At 39.2% G+C, this 14,057-nt stretch carries 16 protein-coding genes; 5 read left to right on the top strand and 11 right to left on the bottom strand.

Annotated features, from left to right (window positions below):
• Positions 1–274: 274 nt before the first annotated feature.
• From A8O23_RS18170 to A8O23_RS18155, 3 genes are all read left to right on the top strand, one after another.
• A complete protein-coding gene (locus A8O23_RS18170) occupies positions 275–673 on the top strand; it encodes a response regulator (RefSeq protein ID WP_066624520.1) in 399 nt (132 codons plus the stop codon).
• A gap of 888 nt (positions 674–1,561) precedes the next feature.
• Positions 1,562–1,849 carry a hypothetical protein gene (locus A8O23_RS18160; protein ID WP_239693443.1) on the top strand — a complete coding sequence of 96 codons (288 nt, stop codon included), beginning with the start codon at positions 1,562–1,564 and terminating at the stop codon, positions 1,847–1,849.
• A gap of 29 nt (positions 1,850–1,878) precedes the next feature.
• Positions 1,879–2,295: a hypothetical protein gene (locus A8O23_RS18155; RefSeq protein ID WP_066624512.1), complete on the top strand. Its 417-nt coding sequence runs from the start codon at positions 1,879–1,881 to the stop codon at positions 2,293–2,295.
• Between the two features lie 18 nt (positions 2,296–2,313).
• Here the strand turns inward: A8O23_RS18155 and A8O23_RS22110 are convergent, their stop codons facing one another.
• Entirely contained in the window at positions 2,314–2,484 is a 171-nt protein-coding gene (locus A8O23_RS22110; protein ID WP_377132096.1) for a GAF domain-containing protein, read from the bottom strand.
• A gap of 602 nt (positions 2,485–3,086) precedes the next feature.
• On the opposite strand from A8O23_RS22110, the gene A8O23_RS18150 reads away from it, so the two are divergent.
• Complete coding sequence (locus tag A8O23_RS18150; protein ID WP_066624510.1) at positions 3,087–3,647, top strand: GAF domain-containing protein; 561 nt, start codon at positions 3,087–3,089, stop codon at positions 3,645–3,647.
• 321 nt (positions 3,648–3,968) lie between these two features.
• Complete coding sequence (locus tag A8O23_RS18145; protein WP_153042270.1) at positions 3,969–4,292, top strand: hypothetical protein; 324 nt, start codon at positions 3,969–3,971, stop codon at positions 4,290–4,292.
• A gap of 330 nt (positions 4,293–4,622) precedes the next feature.
• Here the strand turns inward: A8O23_RS18145 and A8O23_RS18140 are convergent, their stop codons facing one another.
• The 10 genes from A8O23_RS18140 to A8O23_RS18090 all read right to left on the bottom strand — a co-directional run.
• Positions 4,623–4,994 (bottom strand): VOC family protein, encoded by a 372-nt coding sequence (locus tag A8O23_RS18140; RefSeq protein ID WP_066624507.1) that lies wholly within the window; start codon positions 4,992–4,994, stop codon positions 4,623–4,625.
• A gap of 307 nt (positions 4,995–5,301) precedes the next feature.
• The gene (locus A8O23_RS18135) at positions 5,302–6,012 is read right to left on the bottom strand and encodes a hypothetical protein (RefSeq protein ID WP_066624499.1); all 711 of its coding nucleotides are present in this window, start codon (positions 6,010–6,012) and stop codon (positions 5,302–5,304) included.
• Between the two features lie 417 nt (positions 6,013–6,429).
• Positions 6,430–8,394 carry a HEAT repeat domain-containing protein gene (locus A8O23_RS18130; RefSeq protein WP_066624496.1) on the bottom strand — a complete coding sequence of 655 codons (1,965 nt, stop codon included), beginning with the start codon at positions 8,392–8,394 and terminating at the stop codon, positions 6,430–6,432.
• Positions 8,395–8,425: 31 nt separating this feature from the next.
• Positions 8,426–9,151 (bottom strand): hypothetical protein, encoded by a 726-nt coding sequence (locus A8O23_RS18125; protein WP_066624493.1) that lies wholly within the window; start codon positions 9,149–9,151, stop codon positions 8,426–8,428.
• Between the two features lie 141 nt (positions 9,152–9,292).
• Entirely contained in the window at positions 9,293–9,673 is a 381-nt protein-coding gene (locus A8O23_RS18120; protein ID WP_066624490.1) for a hypothetical protein, read from the bottom strand.
• A gap of 123 nt (positions 9,674–9,796) precedes the next feature.
• Positions 9,797–10,450, bottom strand: coding sequence for a tetratricopeptide repeat protein (locus A8O23_RS18115; protein WP_066624489.1), 654 nt, complete (start codon positions 10,448–10,450; stop codon positions 9,797–9,799).
• 81 nt (positions 10,451–10,531) lie between these two features.
• A complete protein-coding gene (locus A8O23_RS18110) occupies positions 10,532–11,185 on the bottom strand; it encodes a hypothetical protein (RefSeq protein ID WP_066624488.1) in 654 nt (217 codons plus the stop codon).
• Between the two features lie 644 nt (positions 11,186–11,829).
• Positions 11,830–12,678, bottom strand: a complete 849-nt coding sequence (locus tag A8O23_RS18100) for a T9SS type A sorting domain-containing protein (protein ID WP_066624483.1) — start codon at positions 12,676–12,678, stop codon at positions 11,830–11,832.
• A gap of 89 nt (positions 12,679–12,767) precedes the next feature.
• Entirely contained in the window at positions 12,768–13,361 is a 594-nt protein-coding gene (locus tag A8O23_RS18095) for a hypothetical protein (RefSeq protein ID WP_066624481.1), read from the bottom strand.
• An 82-nt stretch (positions 13,362–13,443) separates the two neighbouring features.
• Positions 13,444–14,057 (bottom strand): hypothetical protein (locus tag A8O23_RS18090; protein WP_204377719.1); only part of this gene is annotated, 614 nt, incomplete at its 5' end.

Here is a 14,057-nt window from a genome sequence, read left to right as displayed (position 1 = left end):
TCAGGCCCCCTTAGAGCCTACCCGCCCAGATTGGGTGGCTGCCAATAAATAAAAGCCGTATAAGACAATCGGCTGGACAGGATTCGCAGTGTGGGCTGGCAAGTGCAAAATGAATTCCATACCCTTGGGTTTATAGCATTTCAAGCTACCTTCAGGCGTTTCTACAGTAAAAAAAGGAACTTATGGTGTGCGGCATAATGTATATCCATGAACCTTGTCCATACTATTAAATGTGTTTTATCGAAAAGACAGCTTTGGTCTGTTTGGGAAATGAATGGCGGCTACCAAAAGGATACTGCTGGTCGATGATGACAGCACCTATTTATTTATAATGAGGCGCAAGATTAAGAAACTTCTCGGGGAAGCGGAAATTGTGGCCGCTGCAAACGGGGCGGAGGCAATGAGATTACTGCAAATGGACATGCTCAGCAACAACCTCCCCCATATCATCATCACGGACGTTGAGATGCCAGTAATGGACGGCCTTACATTTGCAAGGATGCTTGCTGGCCAGGGCATGGTGGACTTCACTAAAACCAAGGTCGTTCTCAATAGCAATAAGACAACCTATAATGTGATGGTGAAGGATTTGGAGAATTTCGGGGTGACTTTCTTGGCAAAGCCCCTGACTGAGCCATGCCTAATCAGAATCTTGGAATGTGAACCTACGTAAGTTAGAGTTTGCTTCTATATCTCAAGCTTCGGGAAATGCAAGGTCGTATAGTCCACCTTGCCCAACCAATTCGTTACTTATACCCTTGCTTGTTGCAGTGAAGGGAAAATAGGGCGTACCGCTTTGAGAAACCTGGTAGAACTGGTGACTGAAGGTTTAGATGTCGCCAAGTAGGTTCAGTACTAAGCCAAACAAGGCCGCCCGACATTATTGGGTTTGGTTGTCTTCTTCGTAGAGTTGCTCGAGTCTTTTTATAACCTGCTCACGTATAGGAAATGATTCGTCCTTAATCCTGTCATTTTCCAGTCCAAAGCAGTTGATATAGAAAAGACACTGTTTCGCCTGGTCTTTGTTTAACTGTGAGATTTCCAACCTCTTGATGTAGTCAAAGAAGAAAGCCATGCCCATTTTTACGCCTTTAAAGTAATTTCGTACAGGGCATAAATACCTGTTTTGCTCGGGTAAATACGGTTTTTATCATTCGGCAATATGAATGCTGTATGCATTAGCCAGACATTTCGCTTCTTCTCCATCCGTTGTGTCGCTAAGGCCAACACCCATTTATGCGCCTCAAACCAATAGGTAACTGCCTTGGTGTGAAAGAGAGCGAGCAGGAGATTTCCAAAGAAGGAGGCAACGGGGCTAAGCCCAAACTAAAGATTTAAATCTTATTCGTAGTTTATTTTATCCCTATTACGCTATATACCGTAAGCAGGCTCTGGTTATATTTGCGTTTGGAGCAAACTGCCATAGAGCCATAGTATGACACGTGATTACAAGAACGTTTTCGGGAAGGTATTTCTGACCGTCACGGTTGACGACAGGAACAGGTGGGTCCATACGGACTGGTTCGGCTATCTTACGGAAGACAACATAAAGTCTGGCGCATTGGCATACACACAGGCCGTGAAAGAATCTGGTTACTCATGCGTGCTGAACGACACCAGTAATGTGGTAGGCGGGTGGGACCACTCACTTGACTGGGTCGTGAATGAATGGAGTCCAAGGGCAGCTGAGTCTGGGGTTCAGTATTTCGCACTCATAACCACCCCTGAGTCGTTCGCTGAGGCCACCGCCTCCGATTTTTTCTCTTCGATAAGGGCTTTCGAGGTGAGGGTTTTCCAAAACATGGTGGATGCCAAAGCTTGGCTCCTCCAGCAGCAAGCGAGCAATTAAACGTCTGGCCTCAATAAAGAATGTCAAATATGGAACAGAAGGTTAAGTTGAAGAAAGTGTTCGGAGACGTGTTCTTCGAGGCTGAGAGGGTGCATGGCGGAGACATTGTAAAGGCACGGTGGTTCGGTGCGCAGTCCGTGGAGACCGTGATGGAGGGCGGTTATAAATTCCTTGAGATGATGGCGGATAGGCCATACGCCAAACTGCTCAACAGCAACAAGGAGGTGGTAGGGTCATGGGATATGGCTCTGGGTTGGGCGCAGAACGAGTGGACGCCCAAAATGAAAGAAGGCGGCCTCCGCTTTCTGGCTCAGGTGGTACCTTCCAGCATCTACGCCTCCATGACCATAGAATCCCTGGTTCAGAAGATTGACGGAGAGTTTGAGATAAGGACTTTCAAGGAGGAGGCGGATGCGGAGGCTTGGCTTCTGTCCATAGAAGATTAACCGTATAGGAAAGACTAGCTACGCATTATTCTCTATCTCTGCCATCACGAAAGATGCGAGGCTTGCGAGCGTCTTCTGGTCTGATTCGGTGAACTCCCTCGGTTCCTTATCCACGATGCATAAAGCCCCGATGTTGCACCCTCTTGACGTGGTCAAGGGTGCGGCACCGTAAAACTGTAATCCGTTCACATGTGACCATAGGGTTCGTCACAAGGCACTGTTTGTCTCTGGCATCCTTGAATACGGTTACGTCAGAGCTAAGTAAGTCAAGTGAACACAGGCTAACACCTATGCTCACTTGACTTGAACCTTCCAGCCTCACACGGTATATAGATACTACTTATTCTTGTCAACCTAATTTACCAAGGCTATCTAAACTTTGAACAGGCAGGAGGTTTAGGTATTTGAAAATGGAATGGTTTGATGAAATTACTTCTATTTCCTATTTCCCGAAGCCACTCTCCCATGGAGATTTATTGGAGATTCTGGCTTGAGACGATTTAAGGTAAAAACTGGTGGTTCTAAAATCATGGGTAAATTGGTGTTGAAATATTAGTTAGCCAGATTCACCTCATTATTGCCATTACTGAAAAGCAAATTTATATTTGTACTGCCGATATGACTTCTGGCCTAATTGGCACATTTCTAATAAAGAAAGATTAATTTACTTTAAGTCTGCTCATTGTACTGTAGATAGCAGTTTTACTAAGAGATAAATTTGTAGTTTAGATGGGTTTTCTATGTAAAAAAGGTTAATTTTACTAAGCCCTGTGAATTTTTATAGTAACTTTATGAAAGTGGTAGTAGACGAGGTAAAGAGGCTTGACGCACTTAGGCGGTATGAAATACTGGACACTCCTCCAGACGGAGCGTTTGACCGCATCACGGCATTGGCCTCCAAGATGTTCAACATGCCAATCGCCATCATCAGTCTGGTGGACAATGACAGGATATGGTTCAAGTCAAAGTTCGGGATTGATGGGGTGGAGCAGATTGACCGAGAGCCAGGGCTATGTGCCTCAGCCATCCTTTCTAACGAGGTCTATCTCGTGGAGAACGCAATAGAAGACCCACGTTGCCTTACGAACCCACTGGTCTGCGGAGAGTTCGGGTTACGCTTCTATGCTGCTGCGCCCCTTACTACAAAAGAGGGGTATAATCTCGGAACCTTCTGTGTCATAGACAAAAAGCAACGCTACCTGAGCAGGGAGCAGATGCAGATGCTGGAAGACCTGGCATCCATTGTAGTTGATGAAATAGAGATAAGGCTGGCTGCCAGAAAAACCTTGGCTAAAAGCTACCAGCGTATAACCCAACTTGAATTGGAGAACAAAGAGCTTAGGGGCCAATAGATTATTTGCATTTGTATATCCTTCAAAGACTAAGCCCCTCATTTAAGAGGCTTTTTTTATTTATAGGAATTATTGATTGGGTGCCATCTGTATGTCGATTAACAAATTGAATTCTAAAGTTTGAAATTGAAAGATGGTCAGGTTTAAATGTATTCTACCCTTTAAAATTCTTACATTGGTATCAATAGCCAAGATAATTTATGCGATACCTGTTCCAAAGAAGAACTAATTAAACTCAATAAGGCGTACATTAAAGTACTGAAAGAGCAAAGGAGCAAAGAAGCAGGAGTAGATGTGGTGGTCAAGCTCGATACAACTACCATGCATACTGCGAATGCTTTTGCCAATCAATTGCAAGAAGAAGATAGGATAGGGCATCCTCCTGAAAGTGTACTTAGAAGGTATGGTGTGGCTGAAATTGCTCAAAGTATGAGTGCAGACGCATTAAACTATTACAGAAAGAGAAACTACGAAGCCCTTGCACGTTACGCATACATGGTCTTTTCTTCGTCTTCAAACCATTTTTCAATGCAGCGAAAAGCTAAATTTTATTTTATAGAATTGGGGTGTAACACCCATGCGTTTGTAGTAAGGTTGAGAGATAGCCAAATGCCGAATGGGTTATCCGAGGGAGACAAACAATGATTGAATAAAATTTTAGCAGAAAAATGGTAGTAAAATATTTTACACTAATATTTTCACTTGTGGTTTAATTAAGAGTCAAGCCTGTTGAATCCTATTTAGTGGTTGGGCGATTGAATTAATAAAATATTGTGAATAAATGAAATTGTGGAAACTTCTAATGTATTGCCAGCTTTTGCTTTTCCTATTTGAAACAGGTGAAGCTTTGACAAAGTCTTTCCTTTTAGCAACAAGCTATACAGGTAAATTTCTCCCTTAGCCAACTTACCTCCGGAATTAAAGTTACTGCTATTATTATAGTTGGGGCAGCAGGGTGTTTGGTTTGTGTAATGCTTACCGATGTTGGTCAATTAAAATAACATTTCCGTCTGGGTCAGTTAACATGAAACTGTCAGGTCCAGAGGTTTCAATATCAGCTTCGCTCAATAATTCTACTCCGTTCTTTTTCAATTGCCGCTGAATATCTCTTACATCATCAAACTCTTCAGTGTTTTTGGCATTTTCATCCCAACCTGGATTAAATGTTAAAATGTTTCCTTCAAACATGCCCTGGAACAGACCCACAAGAGCATTTCCATTTTTCATGATGAGGTAATTCTGCTCCATACTTCCAGCAGAAACCTTGAATCCGAGGTTCTCATAAAATTGCTGTGATGTCTCCAGATTCTTGACACTGAGACTAATTGAAAATGCACCTAATTTCATAATGTCTTTTTTCTCTGTGGTAGTTTAGATTATTGTTGCACGCCTACAGTATCAAACGCTGGAAAAATTGAACCTACTATCAAACTACAAGGGGAAGTTCTTTGAGAAAAGTACCCTTCCGAATTCCCCCATGTGCTTAAAGCCTATTGTAATTGTTCCTACTATAATGAATTGGTACAGCAGGTTTGTGGATGATAAGATGAGGAGCTTCAGAACGGGAGCTGACAATTCCGGCTGAAAATCTAGATTCTGCTGTAGTTGATTTCAGCATTGAAGCCTGCATATAACCTCATATCCATAAAAAACCTTATTTAAAGTATAGGTAAGAATATTCTGCATGAAAACCTTGGTTCTGGTCTGGGTAATTATGAGAAGATTCAATTAATCCGTAGGCGTTATAGGTTGTTCTGGTTCCGGCTTTGGTGGTATCGGTATCAGAATAGACTTCGGTTAACTCTAATTTTTGTCTGGGTTCCTTTACTGTGGTTGTCACTACTTCCGGCTTTCCGTTGTTGTTATACTGCTTACAGATGGTTGTCGCTTCGTCGGTGTATTCGTATTTCAGCTCTCTGCCGTCTGCGCCTAATGTACGTATTCGGGAAATTCTAATAAGCCTTCTGGAGGAATCATAGTAGTATTTTTCACTTTCCATCCATTCTGAATTGAAAGGTTCTATAGGTACTAATGAAAAGCTGATTTTAGCGATCAGTAGAGAGGTGGAATCAGAGAATAGCTTTTCTACTCTGGACAGAAGTTCGCCGTTCCCGCCATAGACTTTTTCTACAGTATGGTTAGGGTAATATTTAATTATTCTGTTTGTTTTCCTAACGGTATCTTTATTTTCAACGGCAAATTCCTTGATGTTAATTCTTCTGTTCAATGAGTCGTAGCTGTTGATGAAGAATACTTCCGTAAATCTTTTATTAGTGGATTTATAGATACTATAATACTCCAGATCCCCGTTTCTGTTGTATTTCTCTTTCGTAACAGCAGTAAGGTTCTTCTTCCCGTTTTCCACGAAAAAATTCTTTATTACCCTGGTCTTTACCTTGGGTATCTCTGCTTCATGGCTTAATAGAGAAATAAATATTAGTACTAATAGCCTCATCATTTTTTAAAGTTTAAACCAGCGCATTCATACTCACGGCGGCGAAGGCCTCGGCTTACGTTAATTCTTCGGCTTCAATTTAAAGGAGAGTTAGTAATCTACCATATATGTGAGGAGTACACATTAGATGATATTAGTAAGTTAAGTTGCTTTGCATTTATCTACTGTTTTTGCCCTGATTTTATGAAAATAGGTCTAAAACAGTTGCCTTTGTAACTATAATGTACTGTGGAACCATTTTTTAAATTTATGATAACCATACGGGCTTAAAACTTACGAAGGGTGGAGTCTGTCTTATGTTCTGGGTTTTGTTACCAGCCTATACTTTTATTTTTTAAGTTTTACTTCTATTTCTTTGATTGCCCTGTCCAGTTGTTTTTTATCAAAGTCGTCCTTTGCGAAACCACTTTGTTTTAGAGATTTCAAGAACAGTAGATCATTCTCGTTCGGCAACTCCTTGGCGTACTGGTAGAACATGTTCATTGGAGACCAGTCTATTTGACCCTCAAATCTGTCATCAAGGTTATGAATATAAGAACCGCTCTTGGAACTTATCTGCTCCATAGGAATAGTTAACTCCTTACTTAATTTCTCCTGTACATTTTTAAGTACGGCCCATATTTCATTGTTACCTTCTGGGTTCAGTTCGGTACGATCTAGTTTGATCAAAATAATAGGGTAGTAGGAGGGAGAGAAGTTTTTGCCGAATTCTTCTGTATTGTTTATGAAAACAATGGTTTGTATTTCCTCTACTCCATTTCCGCTTAAGATAGCTTGGGCTTTTTGACTTATTGAGTTTTCAATCTTCCTTTTTATCTCGAATAACTCAGGATGTAGTGCAAAGTCATAGTTAAACCCAAACCATTTAAAAAGGGATTTATAAATGAGGGGTCTCGCTTCGGTGCTTTTTAAGTCTTTGAATGTCTCAATGTATTCTCTAATCCAATCATTTAGTTTACCACTTTCTATTTCCTGGTTAGTCAGAAGATTTTCGAAGTCTTTCAACAGAAAGTCTCTTGTTTCTTGATCATCAAAGTGAGCCAAGCCCATAAAAGATGAAATAGAGTATTCATAGCTAGGGTGGTCATTCCGGTTATGATTAGAAATGAACTCCATTAAGGCCGGCTTACATGCTGTTAGGTTATGGTCAGTAATTAGTTGACATATTTTAAATAGGAGAGAGGGTGTTCTTTTCTTTAGATGGTCATTGATGTAGGGGACAAAGTCTTTATTACCTAATTCAATAAGTACGTTGACGACTAATTCAAAAAGGTGGGCATCTTCTGTTTCAAGTAAAGGCAATAATGCTTTAGCGGCTGGTTTATATTTAAGTTTACCAAGTGTCTTTATAATTTCAATTTTACCACCATCTACTCTGTTCATGACAGGATCCATCAGGTTTGAAGGATAAATGCCGCCTTCACCTGCTGAATCTAAATGAGCAAGAAGAATAGGCCCTATGAAGGAAGGGTCTTGGTTTGAAAGTTGTCTAACCACTTCTCCTTGAACAATGCTGTTCTTATTATGGAGAAGCTGTACGAGTATGTTTCGTGATTTTTCACCCTTTATAGCACCAAGCAACTGAGCCAGCGCGTAGCATGCTTCTGGTTTTTGTTCGTCTGCAATGACCTGGAAGATTGGGTGATAAGTTTTGAATGACGTTAGGTGCAGCATCATTAAATGCTGTGCTGAATTGTCTTTAGTAGCATCAACGTTTACTTTCTTTAAAATCTCTTTATGAAATTTTGCGCTCTTTTTCTTAGTAGTGGCCTTTAAAAAGTCTTCGAATTCAGCAAGTGGATAAAATTCCTGGTTGTTGTAATATGAGGTTTGGAGCAAGTCGTACTGTACTTTGCCTCCTTCCACCTTTAAGTCTCCTGACGTTGGTGACCAAACATAGTAGGCGTTTCCTGCTTTTAGTGCTTCATAATAAGCAGTCAATTCAGGTTCTTCCTTTATTTGTTCTTGCCAATATTCTAGTGATCTGTCAGTGGGTTTATTGTAGTTGAGAAATACAATGTACTTATCACCAATGCTCATTTTGTCTATGGGCCCATAACGGTTACTGAAACCTGAAATCCAAATCTCCCCTGAGCTTAGTTGGCCCTTATAAATAGTTATAGGTTTTGCCTTGGCTCTGAAGTCTCCATTTGAGGTATATTCCACCAGAGCAATAACATCTGAACTGTCAATCATTTCTTTCCAGTTAGGGTCAACCCAACTGTCTGCCTGTACTGTTAGGGTGGAAAGAGTAAAAGCTAAAATGATAAAGATGAGGGTTGGTCGAATCATGTTTTGCAAAGGTTGCCAGGATTAGAACAGACTATGACCGAGGCGTAGCAGAATTTAGAATCTGTGCCTTGTGGTTAACTGTTGTTCTTTCACTTAAAAGTGCTATCAAATCAGATAAATGGGTATAAACAACAGTAGGCACCACAACAGCTGGAAGGAGGATGAACGGGAAATAGTTAATGGCTCTATTGGGTTGCTCGAAACCAAATTGCTGAAAAGGCAATTCTGATGACAATATTCCATTGAATAGAATAAAAAGTACTAAGCATAAGGCAAAAGCATTCCAGGCAATCAGCATTTTGTTACTAGCTCTTTTTGTAAAAATCAAAACTCCTACAATTGGTGCTGTTAACCCAGCTGCTATATCAAAATTCCTTCCTTCAAAAGTCATGAGTTCTGGTACCATTCCATATATGAAGAGGTAAAATAGAACGACTTCTACTGGTACTCTTACCGTATGAAGTAAAGTGCTTAGGGTTCTATTTCTATTTTTTAACAGCTTAGTACGGTACTTAGGCAAAAGCCCTATCACCATCATGATGGCGGCTGGTAATAACACCAAAATAAATCTAGGAGGAAGCGTGTCAGTGATTTGATAGAAACCATTAATGGCTAAAACAGATTGCAAGACGCTCCAAAGTATAAAACCAAAAAGCAGTTTTGTTCTTTTACCATTTGCATAATAGAACAACACAACTGTTGCTACCACTGTTAGCAGAAACAACACATTAACCCAGTTAGGCAATCCTTCTATCATTTTGTTGTTTTTTGTGAAGTACAATGTCTTGGCTAAACGGCGGACGAGGCCGTCGGCCGATGCTGGCGTTTAAACAGTGTTAGGGGTAGGTTTTCTTTTTAGTTCTGCCTCACTTCTTTTTAAAGAGGTTTGAGAGGAAATCTATAAGATTGAAATCTGGTTTTTCATTTTTCCTGTAATAATCCCGGCTCCCCAATCCATAAATTCATCATAGCCCAGGTAAAGATTTAATTCCTTTAACTCTTCCTCTGTCGGGTCAATTATTTCAAGTTCTAAGTCGTTAAGCCATTCCTCAACAGTCCTTCTTTCACCCCACACATCACCGTATTGTCTCCAGAATTCGTAAAGGTCAGTTTCTTTGATTTTATAGAGTTTTACTTCTGGTATTGAACTGAAATCGTCGAAAGTAAACACCTCATCATCGGGTGGGCAGTTGCCAACGCAGTTCAGTCCAAGGTCGTTAAGCCAAGCCTTATATGACCTTGGAGGCGGCGAATCATATGGTCTTTTATATTCTCCCAATTTTTCATTTTTCAGTTTTGGCTAACGCTAGTGTAAACGGCGGCGAAGGTCGTCGGCCGAAGATGCCTTTTACACTAGGCCGTTAGCCAATGTTTTTCTTAACTTTAACTACCAATAAACCTTTTATTTCTTCTTAGTCTTTAAAATTTGCATGAATTCAGAAGAAACAGAAGAAGAGTCAATTTTTATAGCTTTGTCAGCATACACATATGCAGAGTCGAAATTTTCCCGATGGTAAAAGTATTCAGCCTTCTGATAGAGTATCCGGGCGTTAGTTGGGTCTGATTTCAAACTTTCACTGATTGACTTCTCTGCATTATCTAAGTATTGGTTGTCCTTGCGTCTTACGTACAGTTCAAGCCAATTGGAGGTGAAGGCTTCAAGAATACCTGGGTTTGTACAGTTTAGCTCCATTGCCTTTTTAAGGAAATCTATTGACTCCTCAACTTTACCCTGTATTCCATATATGTTTCCGAATCCCCAATAAGGTTGGCAGTTAAGGCTGTCAAGAAGCCATGCCTGATTAAAGCGCCTCATGGCAGTCGCCAAATCGCCTTTTTCATAATAGCCCCAAGCAAGCTCTGAATAATGCTCAGATGCTTCTTTTCTATTACTGAATTCTTTATCCACCCTTTCAAGGAAAGCTTTATCAGCCTCCAACTGATATGGTTTCTTCTTCGCATGCCCATACATTGGCAATAGGTTTATCTGCTCTTTCTGGGTAGAACATGAAGCAATTAGAATAATAGATACAAGAAGGGGTAAAATGCTTTTCATAATTCTTTTCAATATTGCCCAAGTACTTGGCTATGCAGCGACCTAGCTGCCGTATAGGTGTGATTAGCACCTGTTATTTTATTATATTTTGGTAGGTTTGCACCAAAACCATTCCTCTTCTTTGATTTTGGCATCAGGATTGGGTAATATTTCTACTGGAGTAAATCTGGCTGGAAGTGAATTGAATCTAGCAATTCCTCCCTTTTTCGCTTTTTCTTTTTGCTCCATACTTTTTGGATGATTTATTTCCTGCAACTCATTTTTGGAGAGTATTTGAAACCAGACTTCTCCACTATACCAAGAATCATTTAAACTTCCTGGTATATTGAACCATTGAGCCTTAATAGTATCATTAGATACAATATAGCTACCCCAACGGTAACCTTTGTAAAATCTATTCTTTTCTCTTTCATCGGCAGCTTCTACAATCCATTTGAAATATTCAGAAATGCTCTTTTGACGATTTCCTGAAAAAAAATTATATAGGAAGGTGCCATCTTTAAAAAACATTAAATGAATATCTAATGTATCAATATTTTCGATGGTATTGTAATCAAATTGACGTTTAGAAATGTTATTCGAATAATAATTTTTGTTTTTAATATAGGGATAATTACCACTTATATATCCCATTGTATAATAACCCTGTAAATTTATCAATGAGTCCAAGCCAGTGTTTCCCCCATTAAAGCAATATTTAAAATTTTGCTTTAAATCGGACGGAACCTTAAACATACAAGAAGTGCAAATTATGCTTAAGAAGATTAATCTAATAATAGACTTCATTTCATAATTTTTAATTGGTGCCAACGGCCTCGTGCATGAGGCGTGCAAAGCCGTCGGCCGAGGTGAGGTTCACACGTTGTTGGCAGAAGTTTTTTTAATTGCTTGTTTCCTATTTTAGGATAATTGAGAATGCCCCAATGCTTAATAAAGAAGAAGTAAAATAAAATGTAAAGCTTTCTAAAAGGTCGGGCGACTCAAGATAACCAAAATAATCGTCGTAACCATAGAGAGCTCCCAAAGTAAAATTTGTAAACCATAATCCTCCAAGCATCGATAAGCTTACGATAAACAGACTTAATATTAATTTTTCTGCAGTTATTAATTTGTCGGATGGGATAAGGTAAACAATTGTAGTAATAAATAATATTGCGAAATATAAAAGTGTAGGTGGTTCTTCTGTATGTCGAAATGTAAAAGGAGACTCGATTATCAACGTAGTAATTAACAAGGTTGCTACAATAATCAGAAATCTATAACTACCTATTATTTCAACCATTTTATACCGCATGCAATATTCAAGTTCATATTTAAAATTTCTGCCAACGGATTGGCTTTGCCATTGCGTAGCTATGGTAAAGGTGTGGTTAACAATACTAATTCTTTACTATTCTAACAGATTCTTTTGTTTTACCACCTGCACCTGTAAGGTTTAATATGTAGATGCCATTCGTCAGCGTTGCTGTGCTAATTCTGTTTGTCTGTTTGCTTAATATTCCTGTAGCCATTGTCTTTCCATTTAAGTCAATAAGCTGGTAATTTATGTTTTGCTCTTGCAGCATTACATTCACAAAGTCTGAGACAGGGTTTGGGTATACCTTGAAGAAGAGCTCTGATTCTTCCGCATCCATGATCTGTTCTTTAGCAGCAACTGCATCTAATTCAACTCCTCCTTTTTGCTGATCCTGAAGTACTGTGTCAGGTTTTATCGTGCCTATTATGCTGCTATATAACTTTCTCATCTCTCTCTTATCAGTTCTTAGCATAAAAATGCTGCTGTCCGTGGGGATGTACTTTACAAGTTTGGGAAACTTCCCTTTTCTTATTTCATCATCGATAAGAGCTGTTTGCTGAAAAACAGATGTAAGTCCATAGATTAAATTATCTGAAATTTTAACAGCATGAATCAGATAAGAGGTGTCGTTCACAGCTTGACTAAAGTAGTACAACCCCCTGAACTTATTCACTTTGCCGTAGAAGACAGTGTCGCCAGATAGCGTCTCAGTTATAAGATTTATATCCTTGTCTGATGATATAGAAAGATATATTGTATCTGACCCGCTTTTCAAGAGTAAAGTGTTTCCAATAATTTTAGACAGATCTTTATTGGGCTTGGGGAAGAAGTTGTCAAAGCTAACCCTGTCGATGGAGGTAAGCTGCCCATCACAAGAGCTAAACACAAATATGATCGCTAACATGAATAGGAATGGATGGCTTCTTTTCATACTTGCTTATTATTATCAACGCTTAGTATAAACGACGGCGACAGCCGTCGGCGGAGCTGATGTTTATACAATGTTCTATGCTGTAGTTTTTAATGTGCTCTTATTGGACTTCTAAAATAAATCCTTGACTTCAATTCAAAGGGATAAGTCTCTTCAATCCTATAAGTTCTGTTCTTAGATTTAACTGTGGTATTAACCTTTACCTGCACAGTGTCGACATGTATTTTGTTTATCTTGAAGCGCCAACTGTAAACAAAGTAAGCTTCAATACTTTTACTGACTGTCTTGAATTTATCTGGAAGCAAGGGAAAAGATTTTGATTTATAATTCATCTCTTCCTTCCAACTATAAAATCCATCAATGGCATAAACACTATCTAATTCTAAAGGCTCTCCAATAGAATTAAAAGTCATAATTTCTGCTGTATCAATTCTGACGTCATTATTAACACTTGTCAGGGTAAACCCAGCTAATATTAAACCAGCTTTTGAGCTCTCTGTATCCTTATCTATACTTAAAGCAAACGTTAATTTAAAATTTTCATCATTAACTAAAACTAAATTCTCTTTGCCACTAGACAATTCTGCATAGTAATATTCAGTATTTAAGCCTGATATATAAAGGGCTCCAAAAAGCACCTCCAATACAACTATGGGAATTAGACAACCTTTAGGAACCTTCATGATTACTATTGCATAGCGGACTCGTGTAAAAAGTGTGCTAGGCCGTCGGCCGGTGCATAATTTTAAACAATGTTGGCAGATGTTATTTTTTCTTTAATGCTTTTACATAAGCATTCCAAGCCTTTTTAAATTGCTTTAGTATATTGTAATCTGTTTTTACCCTTACTACAGCAAAGTCCTCACCTGTTATTTGGTTCAGGATATATGAGGCCCTGCCAGCCCTAATGTATATGTCCTCATTCACAACCCCACCGTGGCCATAAATCCATGATTTCTCATTTCTTCCAGGCACCATTAGGTCAATAAAATTCGTTAAACCGACATATGTAGTATCAGTAAGCTTCTCTATCAGTATCGGGAAGCATAATTGATAATTCTCTCTGCACCAATCTCTTGCTAAAAATAGCTTTTTCAAATCGCGTTCCGAATTGACGATAGAAATTACTTTCGCCAAATCCATTGTTTGTAATTCGGGGTTTGGTTTTTGGAAATATCCTAAACTAGCTCTTTTGTCAGCCTCCAACCATTTTTCTGGTTTTTCGAATTCCTTTGGCATTTTAATTCTATCCCTTTGCAAAGGGAATAAAAGAAAGAATTGCAAAAGAGCTATAAAATAGACTTTCATATTTTTTATAACTAATGCCAACGGTCTCGTATAAAAATACAACGTGCTAGGCCGTCGGCCGTAGCATGATT

Origin of the sequence: Rufibacter roseus, assembly GCF_001647285.1 — a bacterium.
In the GTDB taxonomy this organism is placed as follows: domain Bacteria; phylum Bacteroidota; class Bacteroidia; order Cytophagales; family Hymenobacteraceae; genus Nibribacter; species Nibribacter roseus.
Note: the sequence above shows the minus strand (reverse complement) of the source record. Positions and strands in the feature narration are given on the sequence as shown.

Bases quoted from the DNA above. Each gene is read 5' to 3' on its own strand.
- A8O23_RS18170 (WP_066624520.1), top strand. From the start codon at position 275: ATGGCGGCTACCAAAAGGATACTGCTGGTCGATGATGACAGCACCTAT.
- A8O23_RS18155 (WP_066624512.1), top strand. From the start codon at position 1,879: ATGGAACAGAAGGTTAAGTTGAAGAAAGTGTTCGGAGACGTGTTCTTC.
- A8O23_RS18150 (WP_066624510.1), top strand. From the start codon at position 3,087: ATGAAAGTGGTAGTAGACGAGGTAAAGAGGCTTGACGCACTTAGGCGG.
- A8O23_RS18145 (WP_153042270.1), top strand. From the start codon at position 3,969: ATGCATACTGCGAATGCTTTTGCCAATCAATTGCAAGAAGAAGATAGG.
- A8O23_RS18140 (WP_066624507.1), bottom strand. From the start codon at position 4,994: ATGAAATTAGGTGCATTTTCAATTAGTCTCAGTGTCAAGAATCTGGAG.
- A8O23_RS18130 (WP_066624496.1), bottom strand. From the start codon at position 8,394: ATGATTCGACCAACCCTCATCTTTATCATTTTAGCTTTTACTCTTTCC.
- A8O23_RS18125 (WP_066624493.1), bottom strand. From the start codon at position 9,151: ATGATAGAAGGATTGCCTAACTGGGTTAATGTGTTGTTTCTGCTAACA.
- A8O23_RS18115 (WP_066624489.1), bottom strand. From the start codon at position 10,450: ATGAAAAGCATTTTACCCCTTCTTGTATCTATTATTCTAATTGCTTCA.
- A8O23_RS18110 (WP_066624488.1), bottom strand. From the start codon at position 11,185: ATGTTTAAGGTTCCGTCCGATTTAAAGCAAAATTTTAAATATTGCTTT.
- A8O23_RS18100 (WP_066624483.1), bottom strand. From the start codon at position 12,678: ATGAAAAGAAGCCATCCATTCCTATTCATGTTAGCGATCATATTTGTG.
- A8O23_RS18095 (WP_066624481.1), bottom strand. From the start codon at position 13,361: ATGAAGGTTCCTAAAGGTTGTCTAATTCCCATAGTTGTATTGGAGGTG.